At 68.2% G+C, this 22,200-nt stretch carries 19 protein-coding genes; 13 read left to right on the top strand and 6 right to left on the bottom strand.

Translation table 11 applies throughout. The features are described from left to right. Nucleotides 1-60 precede the first annotated feature (60 nt). From ACFPJ1_RS21295 to ACFPJ1_RS21270, 6 genes are read left to right on the top strand one after another with little or no spacing between them, the layout of a single operon-like run. Complete coding sequence (locus ACFPJ1_RS21295) at nucleotides 61-1,596, top strand: pyridoxal phosphate-dependent decarboxylase family protein (RefSeq protein WP_380106284.1); 1,536 nt, start codon at nucleotides 61-63, stop codon at nucleotides 1,594-1,596. Beyond that, nucleotides 1,593-3,260 (top strand): IucA/IucC family protein, encoded by a 1,668-nt coding sequence (locus ACFPJ1_RS21290; protein ID WP_380106282.1) that lies wholly within the window; start codon nucleotides 1,593-1,595, stop codon nucleotides 3,258-3,260. The genes ACFPJ1_RS21295 and ACFPJ1_RS21290 overlap by 4 nt, the downstream gene beginning before the upstream one ends. Continuing rightward, nucleotides 3,257-3,835: a GNAT family N-acetyltransferase gene (locus ACFPJ1_RS21285; protein WP_380106280.1), complete on the top strand. Its 579-nt coding sequence runs from the start codon at nucleotides 3,257-3,259 to the stop codon at nucleotides 3,833-3,835. Before ACFPJ1_RS21290 ends, ACFPJ1_RS21285 begins: the two co-directional genes overlap by 4 nt. A 3-nt stretch (nucleotides 3,836-3,838) precedes the next feature. Continuing rightward, nucleotides 3,839-5,134 (top strand): lysine N(6)-hydroxylase/L-ornithine N(5)-oxygenase family protein, encoded by a 1,296-nt coding sequence (locus tag ACFPJ1_RS21280; RefSeq protein WP_380106279.1) that lies wholly within the window; start codon nucleotides 3,839-3,841, stop codon nucleotides 5,132-5,134. Then, nucleotides 5,131-5,508 (top strand): hypothetical protein, encoded by a 378-nt coding sequence (locus ACFPJ1_RS21275; protein ID WP_380106277.1) that lies wholly within the window; start codon nucleotides 5,131-5,133, stop codon nucleotides 5,506-5,508. Before ACFPJ1_RS21280 ends, ACFPJ1_RS21275 begins: the two co-directional genes overlap by 4 nt. A 28-nt stretch (nucleotides 5,509-5,536) precedes the next feature. Continuing rightward, on the top strand, nucleotides 5,537-6,868 hold the full coding sequence (locus ACFPJ1_RS21270; protein WP_380106276.1) for an IucA/IucC family protein: 1,332 nt from the start codon (nucleotides 5,537-5,539) through the stop codon (nucleotides 6,866-6,868). Here the strand turns inward: ACFPJ1_RS21270 and ACFPJ1_RS21265 are convergent. Next, a complete protein-coding gene (locus ACFPJ1_RS21265) occupies nucleotides 6,833-8,254 on the bottom strand; it encodes an amidase (RefSeq protein WP_380106275.1) in 1,422 nt (473 codons plus the stop codon). The genes ACFPJ1_RS21270 and ACFPJ1_RS21265 overlap by 36 nt on opposite strands. Nucleotides 8,255-8,311: 57 nt before the next feature. Further along, nucleotides 8,312-8,467 (bottom strand): hypothetical protein, encoded by a 156-nt coding sequence (locus ACFPJ1_RS21260; protein ID WP_158292744.1) that lies wholly within the window; start codon nucleotides 8,465-8,467, stop codon nucleotides 8,312-8,314. A 447-nt stretch (nucleotides 8,468-8,914) separates the two neighbouring features. On the opposite strand from ACFPJ1_RS21260, the gene ACFPJ1_RS21255 reads away from it, so the two are divergent. Next, nucleotides 8,915-9,886, top strand: coding sequence for a Mom family adenine methylcarbamoylation protein (locus ACFPJ1_RS21255; RefSeq protein WP_380106274.1), 972 nt, complete (start codon nucleotides 8,915-8,917; stop codon nucleotides 9,884-9,886). A gap of 31 nt (nucleotides 9,887-9,917) precedes the next feature. Here ACFPJ1_RS21255 and ACFPJ1_RS21250 read toward each other — a convergent pair whose 3' ends face one another. Next, nucleotides 9,918-11,462 carry a PfkB family carbohydrate kinase gene (locus ACFPJ1_RS21250; RefSeq protein WP_380106273.1) on the bottom strand — a complete coding sequence of 515 codons (1,545 nt, stop codon included), beginning with the start codon at nucleotides 11,460-11,462 and terminating at the stop codon, nucleotides 9,918-9,920. A 103-nt stretch (nucleotides 11,463-11,565) separates the two neighbouring features. Further along, nucleotides 11,566-13,407: an SCO7613 C-terminal domain-containing membrane protein gene (locus tag ACFPJ1_RS21245; RefSeq protein ID WP_380106272.1), complete on the bottom strand. Its 1,842-nt coding sequence runs from the start codon at nucleotides 13,405-13,407 to the stop codon at nucleotides 11,566-11,568. Nucleotides 13,408-13,874: 467 nt separating this feature from the next. Here ACFPJ1_RS21245 and ACFPJ1_RS21240 point away from each other — a divergent pair, with 467 nt between their 5' ends. Together ACFPJ1_RS21240 and ACFPJ1_RS21235 are read left to right on the top strand one after the other, a co-directional pair. Further along, on the top strand, nucleotides 13,875-14,543 hold the full coding sequence (locus ACFPJ1_RS21240; protein ID WP_380106271.1) for a class I SAM-dependent methyltransferase: 669 nt from the start codon (nucleotides 13,875-13,877) through the stop codon (nucleotides 14,541-14,543). A gap of 126 nt (nucleotides 14,544-14,669) precedes the next feature. Then, the gene (locus tag ACFPJ1_RS21235) at nucleotides 14,670-15,092 is read left to right on the top strand and encodes a DUF805 domain-containing protein (protein ID WP_380106270.1); all 423 of its coding nucleotides are present in this window, start codon (nucleotides 14,670-14,672) and stop codon (nucleotides 15,090-15,092) included. Between the two features lie 135 nt (nucleotides 15,093-15,227). On the opposite strand, the gene ACFPJ1_RS21230 is transcribed toward ACFPJ1_RS21235, so the two are convergent. Both ACFPJ1_RS21230 and ACFPJ1_RS21225 read right to left on the bottom strand, forming a co-directional pair. After that, the gene (locus ACFPJ1_RS21230; RefSeq protein WP_380106269.1) at nucleotides 15,228-16,637 is read right to left on the bottom strand and encodes a metallopeptidase TldD-related protein; all 1,410 of its coding nucleotides are present in this window, start codon (nucleotides 16,635-16,637) and stop codon (nucleotides 15,228-15,230) included. After that, nucleotides 16,634-18,151, bottom strand: coding sequence for a TldD/PmbA family protein (locus tag ACFPJ1_RS21225; protein ID WP_380106268.1), 1,518 nt, complete (start codon nucleotides 18,149-18,151; stop codon nucleotides 16,634-16,636). The genes ACFPJ1_RS21230 and ACFPJ1_RS21225 overlap by 4 nt, the downstream gene beginning before the upstream one ends. 137 nt (nucleotides 18,152-18,288) lie before the next feature. Between ACFPJ1_RS21225 and ACFPJ1_RS21220 the strand changes: the two genes are divergently transcribed. The 4 genes from ACFPJ1_RS21220 to ACFPJ1_RS21205 form a co-directional block, all read left to right on the top strand. After that, the gene (locus ACFPJ1_RS21220; protein ID WP_380106267.1) at nucleotides 18,289-18,798 is read left to right on the top strand and encodes an RNA polymerase sigma factor; all 510 of its coding nucleotides are present in this window, start codon (nucleotides 18,289-18,291) and stop codon (nucleotides 18,796-18,798) included. Then, complete coding sequence (locus ACFPJ1_RS21215) at nucleotides 18,795-19,502, top strand: hypothetical protein (RefSeq protein WP_380106266.1); 708 nt, start codon at nucleotides 18,795-18,797, stop codon at nucleotides 19,500-19,502. The genes ACFPJ1_RS21220 and ACFPJ1_RS21215 overlap by 4 nt, the downstream gene beginning before the upstream one ends. 72 nt (nucleotides 19,503-19,574) lie before the next feature. Further along, the gene (locus tag ACFPJ1_RS21210; protein WP_380106265.1) at nucleotides 19,575-20,279 is read left to right on the top strand and encodes a hypothetical protein; all 705 of its coding nucleotides are present in this window, start codon (nucleotides 19,575-19,577) and stop codon (nucleotides 20,277-20,279) included. 650 nt (nucleotides 20,280-20,929) lie between these two features. After that, nucleotides 20,930-22,200 (top strand): HNH endonuclease signature motif containing protein (locus ACFPJ1_RS21205; protein WP_380106264.1); only part of this gene is annotated, 1,271 nt, incomplete at its 3' end.

The raw sequence follows: 22,200 nt of genomic DNA, 5'->3' as shown, positions 1-22,200 counted from the left end.
TGTCCTGACCCGAAACTCAGGACCAATTCGCCCTGCCCACTTGACAAGAAGGCCCTACATATCAGCCCTCTGCCTGCCGATGCCCCGCTCAGTCCCTTCGGCCGCGATCGGCGTCTCGTCGAGAAGGACTCCTGTCCGCGCTGGCCGTTGGCGTCGACGGTGGCGGATCGCGACCGTGGCCCGCTGCCCGCCGGGCTGCCGACGGCGGTGCTGCAGCGGACATTGGAGATTCTGGGCGAGGCGCGGGTGCCGTCCACCGGTGTGGGCGAGTCCGCGGCGCTCGACCTGATCGCAGGTCTGCTGGACGAGAACGGCATCGACCTTAGTCACCCGCACGCGGCCGCCCACCTGCAGCCGCCGGTCCTCCAGGTCGCGGTCGACGCCGACGCGCTGGCCTCGGCGAGCAACGCCTCGATGGACACCTACGACTCCGGCCCTGCCACCCTGGCGATCGAGCAGTGGGTGGTCCGGGCGCTGGCTGGGCTCGCCGGTTTCGGCCCGGCAGCCGACGGAGTACTGACGCCTGGCGGCTCGATCTCCAACCTGCTGGCCGTGCTGATCGCGCGGGACAGTGCCGCAGCCGCGGCAGGGATCGACGTACGACGCCACGGGATGCACGGGCTCCAGAAGCCGGTGGTGTTCTGCTCCGAGCTGGCCCACTTCTCTGTGCAGCGAGCCTGTGCCGCGCTTGGGCTGGGGGAGGAGGCGGCCGTCACGATCGCCTCCGACGACGACTTCCGGATGCGCCTGGATGTGCTCGCCGACGAGCTCGCCGAGCCCGGCCGTACTCCGGTCGCCGTGGTGGCAACCGCCGGTACGACGGACTACGGCTCGATCGACCCGATCGCGGGGATCGCCGAGCTCGTGCGCCAGTATGGCGCCTGGTTGCACGTGGACGCGGCGTACGGGTTCGGTGCGCTGTTCTCCGACCGGCTGGCTCCGCTGGTCGCCGAGTTGCCGTGCGCGGACTCGGTGACGTTGGACCTGCACAAGATCGGCTGGCAGCCGGCCGCCACCAGCATGCTGCTGGTCGCCGACCGGAACCGGTTCGAGGCGTTTGGCCGGTCGGTGGATTACCTGAACCCGGCGGACGACATCGACTCCGGGCTGGACGGGCTGCTCGGCCGCAGCCTGCAGACGACCCGTCGGCCGGACGCGGTGAAAGTCGCCACCACGCTGACCGCATACGGCCGGGCCGGACTGGGCAAGATGCTCGACACCTGTCACGAGCTCGCGCACGCCGCCGCGGCCCGGGTCGTTGCCGACAGCAACCTCGAGTTGCTGGCGCCGGTGACCCTGACCACGGTGCTGTTCCGGGTCGGGGGGCGGGAGCTGGCGGCGGCCGAGCTGACTGACGACTGGCTCGACGGTGTCCAGGGTGAGGTCCGGCGCCGGTTGCTGACGTCGGGACGGGTGCTGGTCGGCCGGACGAAGGTGCCGGCCCGCGGCGGCCGCCCGGCGGCGGTCGCGTTGAAGTTGACGCTGCTGAACCCGAATGCCACCACGACGGACATCGAGGAACTGCTCGACCAGGTCGTGGCCACCGGTCACGACGTCCTGTCGGACCGGATGGCAAGCGGAGAAGGAGCGGCGTGACTTCACCAGGCTCAATGGCTGGACCTACCTCAGTGGCCGTCGAGGCACATCTGAACGCGATTCTGCGGTGCTACACCCGAGAGACCTCCGTACCGGTCTCCGCCGGGCAGTTGTCCCTGACGGCCGATGGCTCGACGGTGACGGCCGTCGTTCAGCACGCCTCGCGAACCGGTCTGCACTTGTTCACAGACGTACTGGTGGACGGGGTGGCGCCGGCGCCGGAGGAGCTGGTCCGGTTGCTGTCGGCCGATGCCGACCCGGCCGAGATCGACGACCTGGCGGCGCGAACCGCGGAGTCCGTCCGCAATGTCGCGGTGTTCGTCGGCGAGCAGGGCGAGCGAGGCCCTGGCCGCTTTCTGGAGGCCGAGCAGGTGTTGCTGTTCGGCCACCTGAACCACCCCGCTCCGAAGAGCCGGGACGGGTTGAGCGGTGCCGAGCTCACGGCGTACTCGCCGGAGCTGGGAGGCCGCTTCGCGGTGCACTGGTTCGAGGTGGACGCTGAGCTGGTCTCCTCGGACCAGGTGGCCGGCGCGCCTTCACTGCAGGGACTGGACGCCCTGCAGCTAATGGCCGCGCTGGCGGGCATCACGCCTACTCCCGGGCGCGTGCTGATCCCGGCGCACCCGTGGCAGTCCGCGGACGTGCTCAAGCGGCCGCGAGTAGCCACACTGCTCGCCGAGCGCCGGATGAAGGCCTTGGGGCCCCTCGGCGCCCAGTGGTACCCGACGTCGAGCCTGCGCACCGTCTACCACCCGGACCTGCCCGTGATGCTGAAGCTGTCGCTCGGGCTGCGCATCACGAACTCCCGGCGCGAGTCCACCCCGACGGAGCTCCGCCGCGGTCTGGAGATCAACCGGCTGCTCGACGCGGCGTACAACGCCGGTACTGCGACCGCCCATCCGCGGTTCTCCATCGTGCGGGACCCGGCGTGGGTTGCGCTCGATGAGGGCGGCCCGACGTTGACCGGGCTGGATGTCGCGGTCCGGGAAGTACCGGCTGGCGTCGACAGCTGTGCGTGTCTCGCCGGACTGGTAGCACCGCGGCCGGGGCAGCTCAGCCGGCTCGGCGCGGTAGTGGCAGGGCATGGCGAGGGTGGCGCGGCGGCGTGGGTAGCGGAGTACATCGATCAGGTGCTGGTCCCGATGCTCCACCTGTACGCCGAGACGGGGATCGGGCTGGAGGCGCATCAGCAGAACACCCTGGTCCGGCTGGACGACGCCGGGAGGGTTGCTGGTGGTGCCTACCGGGATAACCAGGGGTATTACCTCGCATCGTCGTACCTGCAGGGTCTGCTGGCTGTGACGGGGCTCAGGGACTCCACGCTGGCTGTGGTCGAGGACGCGATCGTGGACGACCGGCTGACGTACTACCTGCTCCACAACCAGGCTCTGGCGGTCGTCGGGTGTCTGGCGATGGACGGGCTCGCTGATGAGGACACGCTGCTCTCCGTGGTTCGCGACCGGCTGTCGGAGGCGCTGCCGTCGCTGAAGGCGGCCGGGCCGGACGGCGATCGCCTGGCGCAGCGCTGGCTTTCGGCGGACCGGTTGCCGTGCAAGGCGAACATGATGACCCGGCTACGCGGGATCGACGAGGTGGTGGCGCCGTTGGACGCCCAGTCGGTCTATTTGGAGGTCCCGAACCCGCTCCAGCTGGGTGCCCTGTGAGGTGCGACGTAGCGGCAGTGTCGGATTCCTTGCCCACCCCACCACCCCGGTCGCTGCACTTGGACCAAGGCTTCGACCTTCGCCCCGCCACTGCAGTGGATGCGGCCGTCATCGCTGGGTGGATGAGGCAGCCACACATCTGGCAGTGGTGGCAGCAGGACTGGGCGGTCGAGCGCTGGGTCGAGGTGCTCGAGGAGCAGGCCGCGGGCGAGCACTCGATCCCCTGCATGACCGCGCTCGACGGTGAGGACCTCGCGTACGTCGAGCTCTACCGGGTTCGGCACGACCGCCTGGCGGAGTACTACGCCTGCGAGGAGCACGACTGGGGTGTCCACATCGCCATCGGTGACACCACCCGGGTCGGCCGGGGGATCGGGCGCAGGTTGCTCCGGTCGCTCGCCGACGCGCTGCTGCGGGCCGATCCCCGTTGCCACCGGGTGGTCGCCGAACCGGACGCCGGCAACACCCCGTCGGTCCGCGCATTCGCCGCGGCCGGCTTCGAACCCCAAGGGGAGCTACAGCTGCCCGAGAAAACCGCACTACTGATGGTCCGGACCCGGACTGTGGAGGCCTGAGAGATGACTACCGCCCCTTACGACGTGATCGCGATCGGGTGTGGCCCGTTCAACCTGGGACTGGCCGCGCTGGCCGACGGCCTGGACGACGTGAACTTGGCGGTGCTGGACAGCCGGCCCGAGTTCACCTGGCACCGCGGGCTGATGTTCGACGACGCGATGCTGCAGGTGTCGTTCCTGGCCGACCTGGTCAGCCTGGTGGAGCCGGCGCACCCGCTGTCGTTCCTGTCGTACCTGCGGGACAGTGACCGGCTGTACCAGTTCTACGTGCGGGAGAAGTTCCACCCGACCCGGCGCGAGTACGAGGCCTATCTGCGGTGGTGCGCGGCGCAGCTGGACTCACTGCACTTCGGGCATCACGTGGCTGACGTGGTGTGGGACGGGGAGTTCTTCGTCCTGTCCGTGGAGCGCGCTGGCCGCGTTGTGTCGTTGCAGGCTCGCCACTTGGTGCTAGGGGTCGGCACGGAGCCCGCAGTACCGGCTGCGCTGGCTGGGCTGCCTCCGGAGCGGTTCCTGCACTCCGCTGACTACCTGTTCCGGCGGCAGGATCTGCTGCGGGCCGGACGAGTCACTGTGGTCGGGTCGGGCCAGTCCGGCGCCGAGTGTGCACTGGACTTGTTGCGGGCCAACGCCGCCGGTGGACCCACCGTGAGTTGGTTGACCCGTACTCCGTCGTTCGCGCCGCTGGACTACTCCAAGCTGGTGCTGGAGATGACGACCCCGTCGTATGTCGACTACTTCCACGCACTGGACGAGCCGGCCCGTGATCGGCTGGTCAAGGAGCAGTGGCTGCACTACAAGGGCATCTCCTCGGACACGCTGGAGGAGATCCACGACGTGCTCTACCAGCGCGACCTCAACGCCTCACCGATGGCTCCGATCGACCTGCAGTGCGGTGTCGCCGTGGAGGCGGCTGTAGCCCGTGCAGACGCCATTGAGCTGACCCTGCGCCATACGGACAGCGGTCGCACCTTCGAGCACGTCTGCGACGCCGTAGTAGCCGCCACTGGCTACAGCAACCGCCCCCTGCCCTTCCTGAAGTCGGTAGACCCGCTTGTACGCCGAGACGCCGCCGGGCGCTGGGTGATCAACCGGGACCACAGTGTCGGCGTCTCCGACGATGCACTGGGCGGCCGGCTCTTCGTCGCGAACGCGGACCTGCACAGCCACGGCGTAGCGGCCCCCGACCTCGGTATCGGGGCGATCCGCAACGCGACGATCCTCAACGCCGTCGCCGGGCGGGAGATCTTCCGGCTGCCCAAGTCCACCGCCTTCAGCAGCTTCTCCCTCCCCGGATGAACTGGACACGTTGCTCGTCTGAGCTGCTCGCCAAGCTGATCTCGCAGCTCTGCACCGAGGACCTGCTGCACCCCGTTGACGGTGTTCTGGAGCTCGGTGCTGCGACCTACACCTTCTCGTCCACCCGTGGCGCGTTCGGCAGCTGGCGAGTCGACCCCGCGTTGGTACGCCGTACAGCTGCGGGCATCCTCGGCAACGACGAGAGCGAGGTGGCGACGGACCCGGTGCAGTTCCTGGTGGACGCCGCCGGCGTGTTGGGGCTGTCTGGTCAGACGGTGGCTGGCTATGTCGCCGAACTGTCGAGCACGCTGGCCGCCGACGTACGGATGGCGGGTGCTGCGCTGCCGAACGCGGAGCTGGTCAAGCGAGCTTGAGGGCCACCTGACTGGACATCCGTTGTTGGTGGCCAACAAGGGGCGTCTGGGGTTCTCGGCGGCTGACAGCCTGCGCTACACCCCGGAGGTCCGGACGCCGCTTCGCCTTGTCTGGCTGGCTGTACGCCGCGGCCTCGCCGAGTTCCGCGGTACGCCGGACCTGTCGGAGCACGCGGTTGTCGGTCGCGAACTGGGTGCTGCTGTGCTCGAGGAGTTCCGAAACCGGACGGTCGACCCCGACTCGTATGTCTGGCTGCCGTGCCACCCGTGGCAGCTCGACCACGTAGTAGGCACGCAGTGGGCTCGTGAGCTGGCCACTGGGGAGATCGTGGTGCTGGGGGAGGGGCCGGACGACTACCTCCCGACGCAGTCGATCCGGACGATGGTGAACGTGTCGCAGCCGCTGCGGTGCCAGGTGAAGCTCCCACTGAAGATCCTGAACACCTCCATGTATCGCGGCATCCCCGAACACTGCACACTGGCCGCCCCGATGGTCACCCAGTGGCTGCGCGGCCTCTGGTACCGCGACGAGGTGTTCGGCCGGCTCGGCACGGAACTCCTGGGCGAGGTCGCCTCTGTGACCGTGCGGCATCCCCAGCTGTCCTCCGCTCCCGGAATCCCATACCAGTGGACCGAAACCCTCGGCTGCATCTGGCGAGATCCCCTGGATCCGCGGCTTCAACCCGGTGAGTCGGCGTGGCCCCTGGCCGCAGTACTGCACCGCGACAGCGCCGGAGAGCCCCTGGTCGCCGCGATGATCGCCCGCTCGGGTGTCGACGCTTCCGCCTGGATCGGCGACCTCCTAGCCACACTCCTGCGTCCCCTGCTCCACCTCATGCACCACTACGGCATCACCGTGAACCCGCACGGCGAAAACCTCGCCATCATCTGCGGACCCGAAGGCCTCCCGGCCCGCCTCGTCATCAAAGATCTCGTCGACGACATCAACGTCTCCACCACCCCCATAGAGGCCCGCGGCATAGAACCGGACTCCCACGCCCGAGTCCTCCCCCGAAAGCCCTGGCACATCCTCCGCCAGTACTTGGTAGACGCCCTGCTACTCGGCGTCTTGAACCCTCTCGCCGCCCTCCTATCCGACGCCGGGCTCCTGACCGCTGACCGCTTCTGGGGCATGACCCGGGGAGAAATCGAGCTCTACGCCGCCGAGCATCCGCAGTACGCCGACCGCCTCACCGCCACCGACCTCCTCGACGAAACCTTCGCCCGTTATCCGTTGAACGGCTACCGCCTGAGCCTCGGTTACGCCGACCTCGACACCCGCCCGCCCATCCCAGTAACCGGTCGCCTCCCGAATCAGCTGTCCTCAGTCGCCGCCGTGCGCCCAAGCCGCCCGTGGTGACCAGGGCGGCTGCTTACGCCAGCTCTGGAGCTCTTCGTCGATGACGATGCCGAGGCCGAGCAGTTGGGCCTCGCGTTCGGGGAGGGCGGCGAGGGACAGGCCGACCGGCAGGCCGCGGTCGTCCAGGCCCGCGGGGACGCTGAGTGCCGCGAACCCGGCGACGGACCAGGGGACGGACAGCCGGATGTGCGGGCCATCGGGTTCACGGCCTGCGTCGATCAGCGGTGGCGGTGCGTCGATGGTCGGGTGGGCGATCGCGTCCAGCCGGTGGTCGGACATGATCTGCCGCCACTTGCTCTCCCATCGGTCCCGAAGTTGCAGGGCCTCGGTGTACCGCTCCGGGCTGACGGTCTCGCCCATCTGCACCCGGTCGCGCACCTGCGGGGTGTAGAGGTGGCTATGGGGGAGCAGTTTGTCGTGGATCTCCAACGCCTCGACCTGGGTGATCGTGTCGAAGACGCCGTCGTGCTCGCGCAGCACCTCCTGCGCGAGCGCCGGCGTACCGATCTCGACGAGTTTCGCGCCGCGGGTGACGAGTTCGTGCAGGGCCTCCCGGCAGACGTCCGCGAAGCGCTCGTCCACCTCCTTCCACGACATCTCGATCGGCAGCCCGATCCGTACCCCGGTGAGATCCGCCGGGGGAGCAGACGGATAGTCCGGTACGGCGGCGTCGTGGCTGCCGGGGTCGCGTACGTCGTACCCGGCGAGCACTCGCATCAGCAGTGACACGTCCAGCATCCGCCGAGCCATCGGCCCGGTGACGTCGAACGACGGGCACAACGGAATCACGCCGTACCGCGACAGCCGGCCGATCGCACTGCGCAGGGTGGACACGCCGCAGGCCGCGGCGGGGATCCGCAACGAACCACCCGTATCCGTGCCAGTCGCCACGGGTGCCATCCGCATGGCCAGCGCAGCCGCCGATCCGCCGGAGGACCCGCCTGGCGTCCGCCGGATGTCCCAGGGGTTCCTGGTCGGCGATGACCCCGTTCCGTAGGCGAACTCATGAGTCGTCGTCTTCCCCAGCAGTCCTGCCCCCGCCGCCGCGAGCCGCTGCCAAACCGCGGCGTCCTCTGTCGGCACATAACTGGCGAACACCCTGCTGCCCGCGGTGGTGAGCACTCCACGGGTGAGGAAGAGATCCTTCACCGCCACCGGTACTCCTGCCAGCGGGCCGACCGCCAGGCCCTTCGCGCGGGCGTCGTCGGCGCGCCGGGCGGCTGCCAGGGCGAGGTGCGGCGTCTGGGTGACGAATGCGCGAATGGTGGGTTCCGCGTCCTCGATCCGGCGCAGACAATCGTTGACGAGTTCACGGGCCGAGAGTTTGCGATCGTTCAGTTGGTCGAGAATCTCGACCAGGCTGAGGTCCGCGGCGTCTTCGGTCACCCGAAGAGCGTACGAAAATAACCCGCCCAGGGAATGCCTGGGCGGGTCGTCGCCTGCTCAGTGCTGAACGGCAGCGGCGACGTTGTAGAGGCCGAAGCAGAAGACCACGATCACCCCGAAGAGAAGGATGAAGAGGATCTGCCTCCAGAAGGAGATGAGGATCACGGCGGTGGCCAGTACGACGAGCGACACGATGATTTCATTCTGAGGCATGCCAATCCCTCTTTTCCGTCGTTCACGTCCCATCGATCATTTGCTTTCCACCAGCACTGCGCTAGATTGTGCCGGTGCCCCGTTCCAGTTTTGTTTGTCAGTACTATTAGAAGTCCGGTCAAAAGGCTGTCAATCCGCAGTATTGGTGAGCCCGCGGATGCCAAGTTCCGTCGGCCGGTTGCCTGAATTCGGCAGCGTCCCGGCAATGTGCGAGGGCAGGCTGCCAATTGGGTCCGGGCGCTGCCAAATGGCAGGCGGCCCGACTTCCTTGGCAACCGGTGGACGAATCGTTACCCGAAGTTGACGGCAATGGGGGTTTAGCGGCAGATTGTCCGCTAGTCTTCAAGCCACGCCAGCTATCGGGACCATAAGAGACTGATAGCTGCTCGGCCACAAGCCGGCCGAGGCGAGTCAGTCGATCGAGCACTGAATGAACGGGCGGCTCTCGTGGTCAGCACTCCACCGCAGCAGAAGGCTTCTGTTGCCCGGCCGGTCGGCTCACCGGCCGCCCCCTTGGCGGCCGTGCCGGTGCGTTCGGCAACGGTGTCGCTCGACGATTGCCGCGGCCATGACTCTGAGTTCGCAGAGCTGGCCCGGGAAGCTGCCGAGCTCAACAATGTCGAGCCACGGGCGCTGATCGTCCGGACGCTGCTCCATCTGCCCCGCGTGGCCAGACGGGACGGGCAGCTCCGCTGGCAGCAGATCAAGACCGAGCTGGCCAGGTGCGCCATCGAGCTCCGCACGGACCAGGCGAAGGTCGCCGACCTCGTCCCGCATGCCACTTTCAAGCTGCAGGAGCTCCTGTTCGTCGAGTACGACGAGCGCCTGGCGGAGCAGATCTTCGGCCATCTGCACTACCTGCGGAGTGCCCGGCCGGGCTCGCTGAACTATGCGCTGGTCGACCCCAGGTATGGCCAACCGGTCAGCTTGTGCAGCGTCTCACCGCTCGAGTGGAAACGCGTCGGCGGCCAGATCACCCGGCAGTTCGACGTACCGATGAGTGCCATCTGGGATATCTCGCGGGTATATTCTTTCGCGGTCGCTCCGCCGAATGCGATCTCCTATCTGCTGTCCAAGGTTCGCACTGCGATCCGGCACGCGGCGCCTCAGGTGGAATTGTTGTCGACCGCAGTGGATCCTAATCTCGGATTCACCGGGTCGAGCTATCTCGCCGCGAACTGGCATCGCTGGATGACCATCAAGCCAAGGCCCTATCTATATTTCGACCGCGGCTATATGAGCCCGCGGCAGTTGCGGGCGGCTTTCCAGACCACGAATGTGGCCGAATTGCGCGCCACCTTCGATACCAGATTCGAGCAGAGTCAGGCGACCTTGCTGGATTCGATGATCTTCTGCTGCCGGACCAGGGGCGAGACCGAGAACGTTCCCGAGGGCCTGCAGCGCCGGCTGCACCGCTGATCCACGAACGACCGACTGGTGGCAGAAGTCACTAGTGCGGCTTGACGGTGAAGCGGGAGCGGCTGAGTAGGGCTTCTACGCGGCGGCGGTCAGGCATCGAGTTCGACAGTGGGAAGTCGGCAGTGGCGCAGGCCATGGCCGCAGTGGCCCAGAGCGCCTGCTCCTCGGAGAACGTGCGCTCGTTGTCGATCAGTTGCGCGGCAAGAGCGGCGCAGAAGGCGTCGCGGGCGGCCGACGACTCTTTGTAGATCGACGGGAAGCTCGGCACGCTGAACGTCTGCAGTTCGGTGCTCGAATAGATGGTGCAGCCGCCGTTCCCCGGGATGCAGAGCGTCTCCACTCCGTAGGCGAGCAAGTGGCGGGCGACAGGGTCTGGATCGAACCGATCCTGACCGGGAGGTGAGTAGCGGCCGAGTTCCCAGGCGTGCGCGACCATGTAGTCGATCTGGGACAGCGAATGGCGAGGGATGTCGTCGTCCGGATAGGGCTGTCCCGGGGTGACGATGACGAGTGGTCTGTCCTCCTCGGCGCGGTGCGCGAGCTCCAGCGTGCGTTGCACGGTCTCGCGAGGGATCTCGAAGGTGACCAGGACCGCGTCGCAGTCGGTGAGTTCCTGAGAGAGTCCGTCCATGTCGCGGGCGTCGAGCCGGACCTCCATCTGGTTCCGCCAGTTCACCGCGATGCTGTCGCCGAGTTCCATCTCGATGATTCCGGTGAACGGCGTCCGTGCTTGGCGGACCACTTTGAGCAAGGAGGTGTTGACGCCTTCGTCGCGCAGGTAGTGGACGATCTCCTGCCCGAACCGATCGTCGGCCACCGCCGCGACCAGCGACACGTCCAACCCGAGCCTGGCCGCGGCAACAGCTTGCGACACTCCCTTACCGCCCGGCGACAGATCGAATCCGTAGGCCTCGCTCGACGTCTCGCTCTGCGGCAGCGTCTTGGTCCGGAAGGTGGCGTCCATGACGGCACCACCGACGACGATGACACGCCCCTTCGGACTCACGGCGCCGTTCGGATTCCCCTCGCCCGGTGCCGGTAGGACGACGCTCCTCGAGCCCACGGAGGTAACTTCGCGCCGGATCAGTTGCCGTGCCAACTCCCGCAGTACCTCGTGCTCTGTCGTACCGCGCAGGGTTCGGTCGCTCGGTGGCTCGCCCGGAGTCAGGCCCATCGCTTCGTGGAGGCGGCGCCAGTTGCCGAGAAGTGTCTGCCGCCGCAGTCCGAGTGAGTCGGCGCGAAGGGATTGGATGACGCGTTCCTCGATGCCGTGCTCTTTGTGGAGGTCGGAGAAGAGGCCGAGAGCCAGGATCGCGTCGGCAACGATGCGATGAGTGCCGTCGATCGTCTCGAGCACACATTGGGAAACGACACCGTGGGCGGCGGAGGGGAGATCGACCTTGTAGACGTTGGCGAAACGCTGGGTGGCGTGGAGTTGGAGCAACGGCGCGGCGGCCTGACCTCGATCGTCCTGCAAGCGGGCGAGAGTCAATCCGTCGCGCGCCCGCATCTTTTCCAGCACATGCGTCAGTACCAGCGCATTGGGTGCATCCCACTCATCACCGTGATCCGCCACTCGTCTCCGTCCTCACGTTGTCACCTGCAGTCATTATGCGGGACCGCATTACCCCGTGAAAGGGGCGGAAGTGGCGAGGACGGAGAGCGAGGTATCGCGTGGGTCAGTGCAGGGCGGTGATCCAGCGGGCGGCTTGTTTGGCGTTTTGGAGGCGGCGTTCGTAGGTGGCGCCGACTGTTAGGAGGATGAGGCCGGCGAGGGCGAGGGTGATCCAGCGGGGGATGAGAGGGGCCACCTCGACGAATTGCCAGAGGGCGACTTTGAGGAGGACGGCGGCGCCGATGATGAAGGGGGCTTGGAGGTAGTAGCGGACGCCGATCAGGATGATGGTGACTGCGGCAGCTACTACGAAGGTGGTGCGGAGGTACTCGTCGTTGCTGTTGGCAACTAGCGCGGAGGGGAGCAGGCCGAGGAGTAGGCCGGGGCCCAGGCAGATCCAGCTGGGCTGGTCGCGCCAGCCCAGGAGGCCGATGGCCAGAAGGATGAGGGCCGGGGGGACGGTGTACCACTCGATGGTGGTGGCGTCGGCGCCGAGGACGAAGGCGGTGTTCGCGAGGATCAGGAGCAGGGCCGCGACCAGTAGAGCGTTGCGCCGGGCCGGGCGCTTGCCGTAGGCGACCAAGGGAGCCGCGGCGATGGTGAGGACGATGCCGGTGCCGGTGGTGGGGGACTCCAGCAGCATGACGAGCTCGGCGATGGTGACGGCTGAGGCGGCCGGGCCGAGGAGGGCAGGCTCCAGCGGTCGGCCGACGTGCAGGCAAGCGAGGGCGATGGTGAAGCCGCCGACTACTGCGAGGGCGATCGCGCTCGTCCAGTCGCTGAAGAGCCCGTCGGCCAGGACCAGCAGGATCGCCAATTGGGTCGCGAGACTTGCAGTGATAGCTCCGGTTGAGGCGGGCAGTCGCTTGCGCCAGACAGCGAGAAGCGACAACGCGGCGACGATGGCGGAGATCAGCCCCAGCTGCACGAGATCCTCGAGGGCCAGGCAGGTCAGAAGGTTGACCGAGGCAACAACCAGCGTGGCGATCTCCAGTACGGGAGTCAGGACGCCGGTACGTCGGGGTCGCAGGAGCGTGGCGATTGCCAGGAGAGTCGCGGCGCCGGTGGTCAGCCAACGTCCGGCGACGGGGAGCTGGGGCAAGCAGGTGGCGACGGTGAAGGCGGCGGCCGCGACGCAGAGGCATTCGCCGAAGGCGGGCGGGAGAGAACGGGGGAGCGCGAACTTGCGGAGCAGGCCGACTCCGGTCAGGGCGGCGAGGCAGACCACCCCAGTCGTCGCGAGAACCGGAGAGAGCGCTGTCGCGGATCCGCCGACGACGTTGTCGAAGAAGGAGCGGTCATCGGGGGAGTGGGGCGCGATCAGGCTGAGGAGGACCCGGGCCGAGCCGATGCCGAGCAGTGCCGAGTAGACGAGACCAGCGCAGATCGAGCCGGTGATCCGGATGACGTGGGTTCCCTTCGCTGACCAGAGCAACGTGACCACGACCTGTGCGAGCAGGCCGAGCAGGTACGGAGCGAGGTCGACGCGGTCGGCCAGGATCAGCGGCAGCGGGAGTTGACCGACGATCACGGTGGCGACACCGAACGTGATCACCTTGGGTGCGAACCGTGACATCAGGAGGTTGATGGCGGCAACCACCCCGGCGGCGAGACCGGCGTACGTGAGTCCGTCGATGGCGCTGGGCGGGATCAGGCCGAGCTCGCGGGCGCCGTACAGGTCGACGGTGAGGAGGCCGCAGCCGAGGATGGCGAGCGCTTCGGCGGTGCCGTTGAGCTTGCGGCGGCTGGCGGGAACGGCGCCGGTCAGGGCGATCGCGGCGAGGGCGGCGATGATCGACGCCTGGATCGCGACGGGGAGGCTGTCCCAGGTCACGGCGAGGAAGGTGACGCCGGCGGCCAGCAGGAGGAGTACGCCGAGGCCCAGAAGCGTTGCCTGCGGGCTCAACCGGTGCCGTGGTTTGCGCGGCTTCGGGGGCGCGGGCGGTAGGCGATGAGCCTGGGGTAGCGGAGGCATGGGCTGGATCGGGGCGTGCAGACCTGCTTGTACACCGCGAGGAGGTGGCGCGGGATGGGCAGCCGGTGCCACGGGGTGGAACGGCGGAGCATCAGACCCACGCGATACCAGGCGAGGTGGCGCGGGAGGTGAAGCCTGCAGGGGAGGTGGCGCAGCGGCGGAAGGTGCGGCCTGCGCGGGTGGTGGAGCGAGGTTGACGGCGAGGTGGAGCGGGGTCTGGCAGGCAGGGCAGCGGAAGGTGGGTGGCGAGTCGGCGTTCATGCTTCGTCCTCCTCAGGGTCCCTTTCACTATCGAAGGAGGAACGAGATGCCGCCTGAGTACGTCTACTCAAATCGTCGCGTAGGCTGCTGCGGGTCTGCCGGTCGTCCAGACCGGCGAGGCGAACACGGGGAGCAGGATGAAGACTGGATACGTCGAGCTCGCAAGGGCTCAGCAAGAGCGATGGCAGACGGCCTACGAGCAGAATCCGAGCCTGCACGGAGCGGAACCCTCGGCAGCGGCCCGCTGGACCGCCGAGCTGTTCGGTGCCGCAGGCATCGATGACGTGCTGGAGCTCGGCGCCGGCCAGGGGCGGGACGCGCTCTACCTTGCCAGGCAGGGATTCAGCGTGCACGCCACGGATTTCAGCGAGGCGGCGCTGCACCAGCTTCGCCTGGACGCGCAGCGTGACGGCCTGGACGACCGGGTGACGGCGGCTCTGCACGACGTCCGGGACCCGTTGCCCCCCGCGGACGCTACTGTCGGCGCGGTGTACGCGAATGTCCTGCTGAACATGGCCTTCTCCCGCGCGGAAATGCGTTCGCTGGTGAACGAGATCCGCCGGGTACTGCGGCCGGGTGGGTTGTTCGTGTACACAGTCTGGTCCACCGAGGACCGGGGATACGGGAAATGTAGCGCTATCGGTGACGGGTTGTATGCAAAGGACGGCTTCGCCGGCAGGTTCTTCGATCTCGACCTGGTGCGAGAACTCGCCGACCGCTGGGAGTTGCGCGGCGCCGACGCCTACGCCGAGGACCCGCACGCACTGTGGCGAGTGACCCAGGCGAAACCGCACCCGGCGAGCTGAAGTCCGCTCCAGCTACGGCGTGCCGTGTTGCGGTGTGGTCACCAAAGCGAAAAGTTGCATTGACTCCTCCGTCCGGTTCCGACAGGCTCGGTCCGCGTCTCACCTTCGACCATCGGAGAAACACCAATGCAGTGGTACTTGGACGTCATCAAGAAGTACGCCGAGTTCAGCGGTCGCGCTCGGCGCAAAGAGTTCTGGATGTTCGTGCTGATCAACGCGATCATCGGCATCATCCTGGGCATCATCGACAACCTCATCGGGACGACCTACGGTTCAGCCAACCAAGGTGTGCTGGGCTCGATCTACAGCCTGGCGGTGCTGATCCCCTCGATCGCTGTCGGCGTCCGGCGGATGCACGACACGAACCGTCGTGGCTGGTGGTTGCTGATCAACCTGATTCCCTGTGTCGGGTGGATCATCTACATCGTCTTCGCCGCCCAGGAGGGCGTTGCCGGGGACAACCAGTACGGCCCGGACCCGAAGGCGGCCGAGCGCTTCGGCGGCCCGGGTGGGTACAACCCGCCGGAGCCGGGCTACCCGACCGTCTGAGCTTGACGTCGCGACGTCCCGCGGACTTGGTGAGAGACGCCGGTCCGCGGGACTTTGCACCTCCGGCCCCGTTCGCCCGAGGCCGCTACACCCGGGCCGGCGCCGTACTGCGGGACGCCGGCCGGGGGCGCGGGGTCAGTTGGCCTGGCTGACGCTGGACATGTTGAAGTCGGGCACCAGCAGCGGCGGCGTCGCCGTACGGGAGAATTCGTCGCCCCACTCGCGCGAGAAGGACGGCACGGTGGCTCCGGCCGCGGTGAAGCGCGCGAGCAGGTCGACCGGGCTCTCGTTGAAGCGGAAGTTGTTCACAGCGCCCGTCACCTCGCCGTTCTCCACCAGGTAGACCCCGTCGCGGGTCAGACCGGTGAGCAGCAGCGTCTGCGGTTCCACCACGCGGATGTACCAGAGGCAGGTCACCAGCAGGCCGCGGTCCAGCCCGGCCACCAGGTCGTCCACGGACCCGGTCGCGCCGTCCACAGACAGCACGTAGTTGCCGATCGGCGGAGTCACCGCGGGCGCACCCGTCAGATCGGCCGTGAACCGGCTCTGCATCAGGTTCTCGAGCTTGCCGCCGCGGATCCAGTCCGTCGCAGTCAGCGTGAGCCCGTTGTCGAAGACGCTCGACGACCCACCCGACGACCGCGCCACCGCGAACGGGAAGGTCTCCAGCCCAGCGAGGTGCGGGTCGGACCGAAGGCCGACCGGGTGCGGCGACAGCACGTCACCGACCCGGGTCCCGCCCGAAGGCTTCGAGAACACGCTGCGCCCTTCATAGGCGTCGCGCCCTTCGAGCCGCCAATACACGTACGTCGCGAGGTCCGCCACCGCGGCAGGGGTGAGCACTGTGGGGTGCCGCCCGGCATCCACCGCGACGGTGCGGGTGGCCCAGCCGAGCCGCCGGGTGAGCTCCGCGTCGATCGCGAGCGGGTCGATGTCGCTGAAGTCGCGGGTGGCGGCGCCGACCCAGGCCGACTGACTGAGGTCACCCGACTTGCCGGTAGCCGTCACGAATCCCCGAGGCAGGCTCTGACGCAACCGCAGGCCGGTCGACGATCCGACGTACAGGGTGACGACTTCGTGGTCGGCGAAGCCGTAGAGCCAGCGGTTCTCCTTGCCGGCGCGGGAGAGTGCCTCGCCGAGTGCGGGGGCGAAGCTCTCGTAGACGTTGACCGAGGTCTCGTCGGGCTCCTCGTCCCAGCCGGCGCCGACGGTGCCGTCGACCAGCGGGCGGGCGTCCTCGGCAGGCCCTGAGGCGCGGGCGGCGGCGACCGCGGCCGCGACTAGGTCGCGCAACTCCGCCTCCGTGGCCGACGAGCGACCGGCGACTCCGGCGGCGGTTCCCTCGCCCGCGCCGACCGTCGCGATCACGGTGACGCTCGAGCCGCGCATCGCGCCGTTCGTGGTGAGGGTGTTGTTGGCCCAGCGCAGGTTCGCGCTCGAGGTCTCGGCGACGAGGACCACACAGCCCTCGGCCCCCTCGGCGGCGGCCAGGTCGAGGGCCCGCTCGATGGTGTCCTGCGGGGTGAGCTGAATGACGGTCGTCACCGGCCGGCCTCCTGCGTGGTGTTGAGAATGCGGACGCCGCGGAACAGCGCGGACGGGCAACCGTGGGTGACGGCACCGGACTGGGCGGGCTGGGCCTTGCCGCAGTTGAGCGCGCCGCCGAGGACGTAGGTCTGCGGTCCGCCGACGGCCTCCATCGACCCCCAGAAGTCGGTCGTGGTGGCCTGGTACGCGACGTCGCGCAGTTGCCCGTCGAGCTTGCCGTCGGTGATCTTGTAGAACCGCTGACCGGTGAACTGGAAGTTGTACCGCTGCATGTCGATCGACCAGGACTTGTCGCCGACGATGTAAATGCCGTTCTTCACCTGCGCAATCAATTCCTCGGTGGAGGGACCGTCCGGCGCCGGTTGCAGGGACACGTTCGCCATCCGCTGGATCGGGATGTGGCCGGCCGAGTCGGCGTACGCGCAGCCGTTGGAGCGGCTGGTGCCGAGCACGTCCTCGTTCACCTTCGCCATCCAGCGGTCCACCTGGTAGCCGACCAGGATGCCGTCCTTGACCAGGTCCCACTGCTGCCCGGCGACACCCTCGTCGTCGTACCCGACGGTCGAGAGGCCGTGCTCGGCGATGCGGTCACCGGTGACGTGCATGACCGGCGAGCCGTACTTCAGCGTGTTGAGCTTGTCGAGGGTGGCGAAGCTGGTGCCGGCGTAGTTGGCCTCGTAGCCGAGAGCGCGGTCGAGCTCGGTGGCGTGGCCGATCGACTCGTGGATGGTGAGCCAGAGGTTGGTCGGGTCGATCACCAGGTCGTAGCTGCCCGCCTCGACGCTCGGCGCGGCCATCTTCTCCGCGAGCCAGCCGGGGATCTGGGCGAGCTCCTCTTCCCAGTTCCAGCCGGTACCGGTCATGTACTCCCAGCCGCGGCCGGCCGGTGGGACGCAACTGGCCATCGAGTCGAACCGGCCAGTCTCGGCGTCCACCGCGATCGCCTGGATGTCAGGGCCGATCCGCACTCGCTGCTGCGTGGTGGAGGTGCCTTCGGAGTTCTCGTAGAACTTGCACTCGTTCACCGACGAGACGTGCGCCGTGACGTGTGAGACGCCCTCCGCCTGGAGCAGGCGGTTGCTGTAGTCGGTGAGCAGGGCGACCTTCTCGGCAAGCGGCAGGCTGAGCGGGTCGATCTCGTACGCCGAGACCCAGGTGACGTCGTCGTACACGGGCTCGTCGGCGAGCTCGATCGGCTCCGAGTTGATCGGCCGGGAGACCTGCGCGAGGTGCACGGCCTGCTCGGCGATCCGGACGGCCTCGTCCGTCGACAGCGCGACGCCGGCGGCGAACCCCCAGGTGCCGTCGTGGATCACCCGGACGGCGAGACCGAGGTCCTCGTCGTCGCTGGCGCTCTCGAGAACGCCGTCGCGCAGCGAGATGGACTCCGACCGGATCCGCTCCAGCCGGAACTCGGCGAACGTGGCACCGAGATCCTTCGCCCGTTGCAGCGCGGCGGAGGCCAGTTCGTGGCGGGGCAGGGCGAGGAATGACGCATCGACTTCGGGCACATTGCCGACCTTATGACATCGGCCTAGCGGGTGAGCCACGACCTGGAACCGATCGGTGACCGGCGGTGTAGAGACAATGAGCGGATCGGACAGGAGGCGGAATCAGCGAGGTCGACGAACCGGCGATCCTGGCTCGGGTGCGTGGTGGGGACTCCGCCGCGTACGGCGAGCTGGTGCTGCGCCATGCCCCGGTGGCGAAACGTACGGCGGTACTGCTCGGGGCCGGGTCCGAGGCGGACGACGTCGTGCAGGAGTCCTTCGTCAAGGCGTATCGCGCGCTCGGGAGCTTCCGCAGCGGCTCCGCCTTCCGGCCGTGGTTGCTGCGCATCGTCGCGAACGAGACGCGCAACCTGGTGCGGTCGCGGAGTCGCAGGTCGCGCCGGGAGGAGCTCGCCGTACTCCCGGAGTTCGTGCTGGACCCGGCCGACCACGCGCTGTCCACTGAGCGCCGGGACGAGCTGCTGGAGGCGCTGAAGGCTCTGCCCGAGCAGTACCGGCTGGTGGTGACGTGCCGCTACCTGCTGGACCTGGACGAGCAGGAGACGGCGACGGTGCTCGGCTGGCCGCGCGGCACGGTGAAGTCGCGGCTCCACCGCGCACTGGGACGCCTGCGGACGCAACTACCCGACAAGGAGGTGCAGCGATGACCGACGAGCAGCTGGCAGACGAACTCCGCGCGCTCGGGCGCACCGCCGCAGTACCTCCTGTTGCTGACGGACTGGCCACTGCAGTGCTGGAGCGCATCGCCGAGCCTCCTGTACGTCGTACCTTCGCTGAGGTGGTTCGGAGCCGGTGGCGGGCGCTGCTGGCGCTGTTGGCGGTTCTGCTCGTTGGAGCGCTCATAGCGCCGCCGGTGCGTGCTGCAGTGGCCGAGTGGCTGAACATCGGGGGAGTGCAGGCTCAGCCGGTCGGCACCGGACCTACGAGTGCGCCGGAACCTCCTGTCGCTGCGGGGGAGTTCACCTTGCCGCAGGCGGCTGACCGGGCTGGCTTCGTGCCGATCGTTCCCAAGGCCTTGGGAACTCCGGCGAAGATTGACGCCTCGAAGGGGATGGTGGCGATGAGCTGGCAGACCGCTGACGGGGTGGTGCGCCTGGAGCAGTTCAGGGCGCAGCTGTCGCCGATGTACATCAAGAAGTACTACAAGGAGTTGGAGTACGTGCAGGTGGTGAACGGCTACTGGTTCAGCACGCCGCACGAGCTGGTGCTGGACGACGAAACCGGGAACGAGGTCCGGGTACGGGTGGCCGGGCCCACCTTGGTGTGGGTGTACGAGGGGATGACGTTCCGGCTGGAGGGGTTGGCGGACAAGACGCGGGCGACGGCGATCGCGGTGACCGCTGTCAGGTAGTTGCTCGTCGGCTAGTGGAACCCGTGGCGCGTCGGCGGTGTACCAGTTGTAGCCGAATGAAGGAGAACCGCCATGCGCTCGTGGGTACGCCGTACCGTCCTGCTTGGTGTCGCCGTGCTGGTGACGGCAGCTGTTGGAGTCATGCCGGCCGCGGCCGGCGGGCCGACGAGTGTGCTGCTGAGCGCGCCGGGCATCGGCAAGGTCGTTGCCACCGGCTACGAGGATCCGAAGTACAACGAGCTGCAGCAACTGCTGGACGTGGGAGTGCCCTCGACCGCGGAGACCGGCGGTGACGATCGATCGATCGGCGGCTTCATCCGGGCGACCTGGCTGATCCACGACATGTCGGTCTGGCGCCTCGACATCATCTACCCGGACGCGCCAGGCGGTCCGTGGATCGCCACCACCGAGGACCAGGGGATGTCGGGCCAGGGTCTGAACGCACAGCCGGTCTGGCACCGCTCGATCAACGGCGCCCGCCTGACCGAGGTCCTCGGCTCCCTCGGACTCCTGGACAAGGACCCCAATCACAACGGCTGGGGCGGCGGCCCCACCGGCCCTCCCCAGACCGACCCCTCCGGCCCGGTGGTGGTCGAGCAGCCCGCCACCGTCGACCAGCCCGCCGCCGCCCCCACCGGCACCGTCAAAGCCGAACAAGGAGCCCTCACCGGCTGGCGCTGGATCATCCCCGGCGTAATCCTCGGCGCCGCAGCCGCCCTCCTAGCCACCCGCCTACTCCCCAAACGCCGCCACTGGGAACTAATCGACGCCGAGTAGTCCCCACGCCGCTCCTCACAGGCAGCCGGGGTGCCCCGGACGCTCGCGACCATCCCTGTGCGGCTCCAACCGCGCGCAGAGCATCATTGAGGCCTGGATAGTTGCTGTCCTCGGCACGGATCCGCTCGAGGTCCTTCCGGATTGCCCGGGGTTGAGGTAGGGCGACTCCGGCGCTCGACAACCTCGCCCCGATCACCCGCCGCTCATCACCACCTCGTTGCCAGACCCGCCTCCGCCCACCCGTGACCTCCGCCCACCCGTGACCTCCGCCCACCGTGACCTCCGCCCACCTGTGACCAGCGCTCACTCGTGACCTGCGCTAGCCGTTGCCTCCGCGCCCGCTATGCCTACTGCCTCGGGCTGCTTCCTGCGCCGTCCCCTCACGCAGCCAGCGGCCTATGCCTCGCCCTCGCCCCCTCACGCCTTGCTCCACCTCGCTTCCGCTTGTGCCTGACATCTGCGGCGTAGGTCCTGCTCAGATACTCATTCGTCCCATCACCCTTCCCGCCAGGTCCACAGGTTTCGGTGGGTTGTGGACAACTCGTCTGTATCCGGAGCCTCCACCCAATTCCGGCCAATCTTCGGGATCCCTTACAAATAAGGGCCTTCCGGACCAGAAACTGTCCGAGGCGCCATCTAGGGTCTCGGGTATGGAGATCTTGGGCGAGCGACCGGTGTGGTCGATGAGCGACAGCGACCAGCTGGCGGCTCTCGACGCGGTCCACGCCGAGATCTCCCGGCTGCAGACCTACCATCTACAGCTCCTGGCCGCCTACGACGCGACCGGCCACGCCGCCACCCTCGGCGCCGGTGACACCGCCCGCCTGCTCGCCTTCCGGCACCGCCTCGACCCGGGCGTGATCAAGCGTGACCTGGCCCTGGCCAAGGCCCTCCAGAAGTACCCCGCCGTGGCCGACGCCCTCCCACCGGTCAACCCCGACACCGACACCGACGGCCCCGACGCAGCTGCAGCTGCCGACGCCGGTACGGACGTGGGGGTGGTGTTGTCTCCGGCGCAGGCCGCGGCGATCGTGGCCGAACTGGAAGGTGTCCCCGACACGGTCGCGGTCGAGGACCTGGCTGTGGCCGAGGAACAACTCGTCGCGCTGGGGCGCCACTTCAACCCGTCGGAACTGCGCAAGGCCGCCCGCCGGGTCCGCGACCTGCTGGATGCCGACGGGCCGGCGCCGGAAGAGGACAAGGCCTACGCCCGCGAAGAGTTGCGGCTGAGGACCGCGGACCGGGGGGTGAAGTTCAGCGGCTACCTGGCCAACGACAACGCCGAACTGTTCCAGGCCCTGATCCTGGAGGGCTCCAAGCCCCGTAAGACCGTCACCGGCGAACTCGACCCCCGCTCACCGGACAAGCGGCGCGCCGACGCCCTCACCGACGTGCTCAACGTCGCCTCCAACGCCATCACCACCGCAGCCAGCCCAGGCGATCCGGCCGACTCGGCAGCGGCGACTCTCGACTATGCGGAGACCGCCGGACCACCACACGGCAACGGTTCCGCCGGCCAGAGCGCCTCCCAGACTGGCGCCGCCGCGACAGGTGCCGCAGGGCGTGGTGCCGCGGCGGTGGCCGGGCACGGCCCGAAGGCGCACATCACGATCACCATCGACCTCAAAGACCTCACCGACGCAGGCGCCCACGCGGTCGGCACCCTGGTCCACGGCGAAGGACTGTCCGCCGGCGCGATCCGGCGGCTGGCCTGCGAGGCGCAGATCATCCCGATCGTGCTCGGCGCCAACTCCGAACCCCTCGACGTCGCCATGGCCCAGCGTTTCGTCAACCGCGCCATGCGCCGCGCCCTGAACGCCCGCGACAAAGGCTGCGTCGTGTGCAAAGCACCGCCGATCTTCTGCGACGCCCACCACCTGATCTCCTGGATCGACCACGGCCCCACCGCCCTGACCAACCT

This window comes from Kribbella qitaiheensis, from assembly GCF_042657745.1.
Taxonomy (GTDB): domain Bacteria; phylum Actinomycetota; class Actinomycetes; order Propionibacteriales; family Kribbellaceae; genus Kribbella; species Kribbella qitaiheensis.
This window is presented reverse-complemented; position numbering and strand designations above follow the sequence as displayed.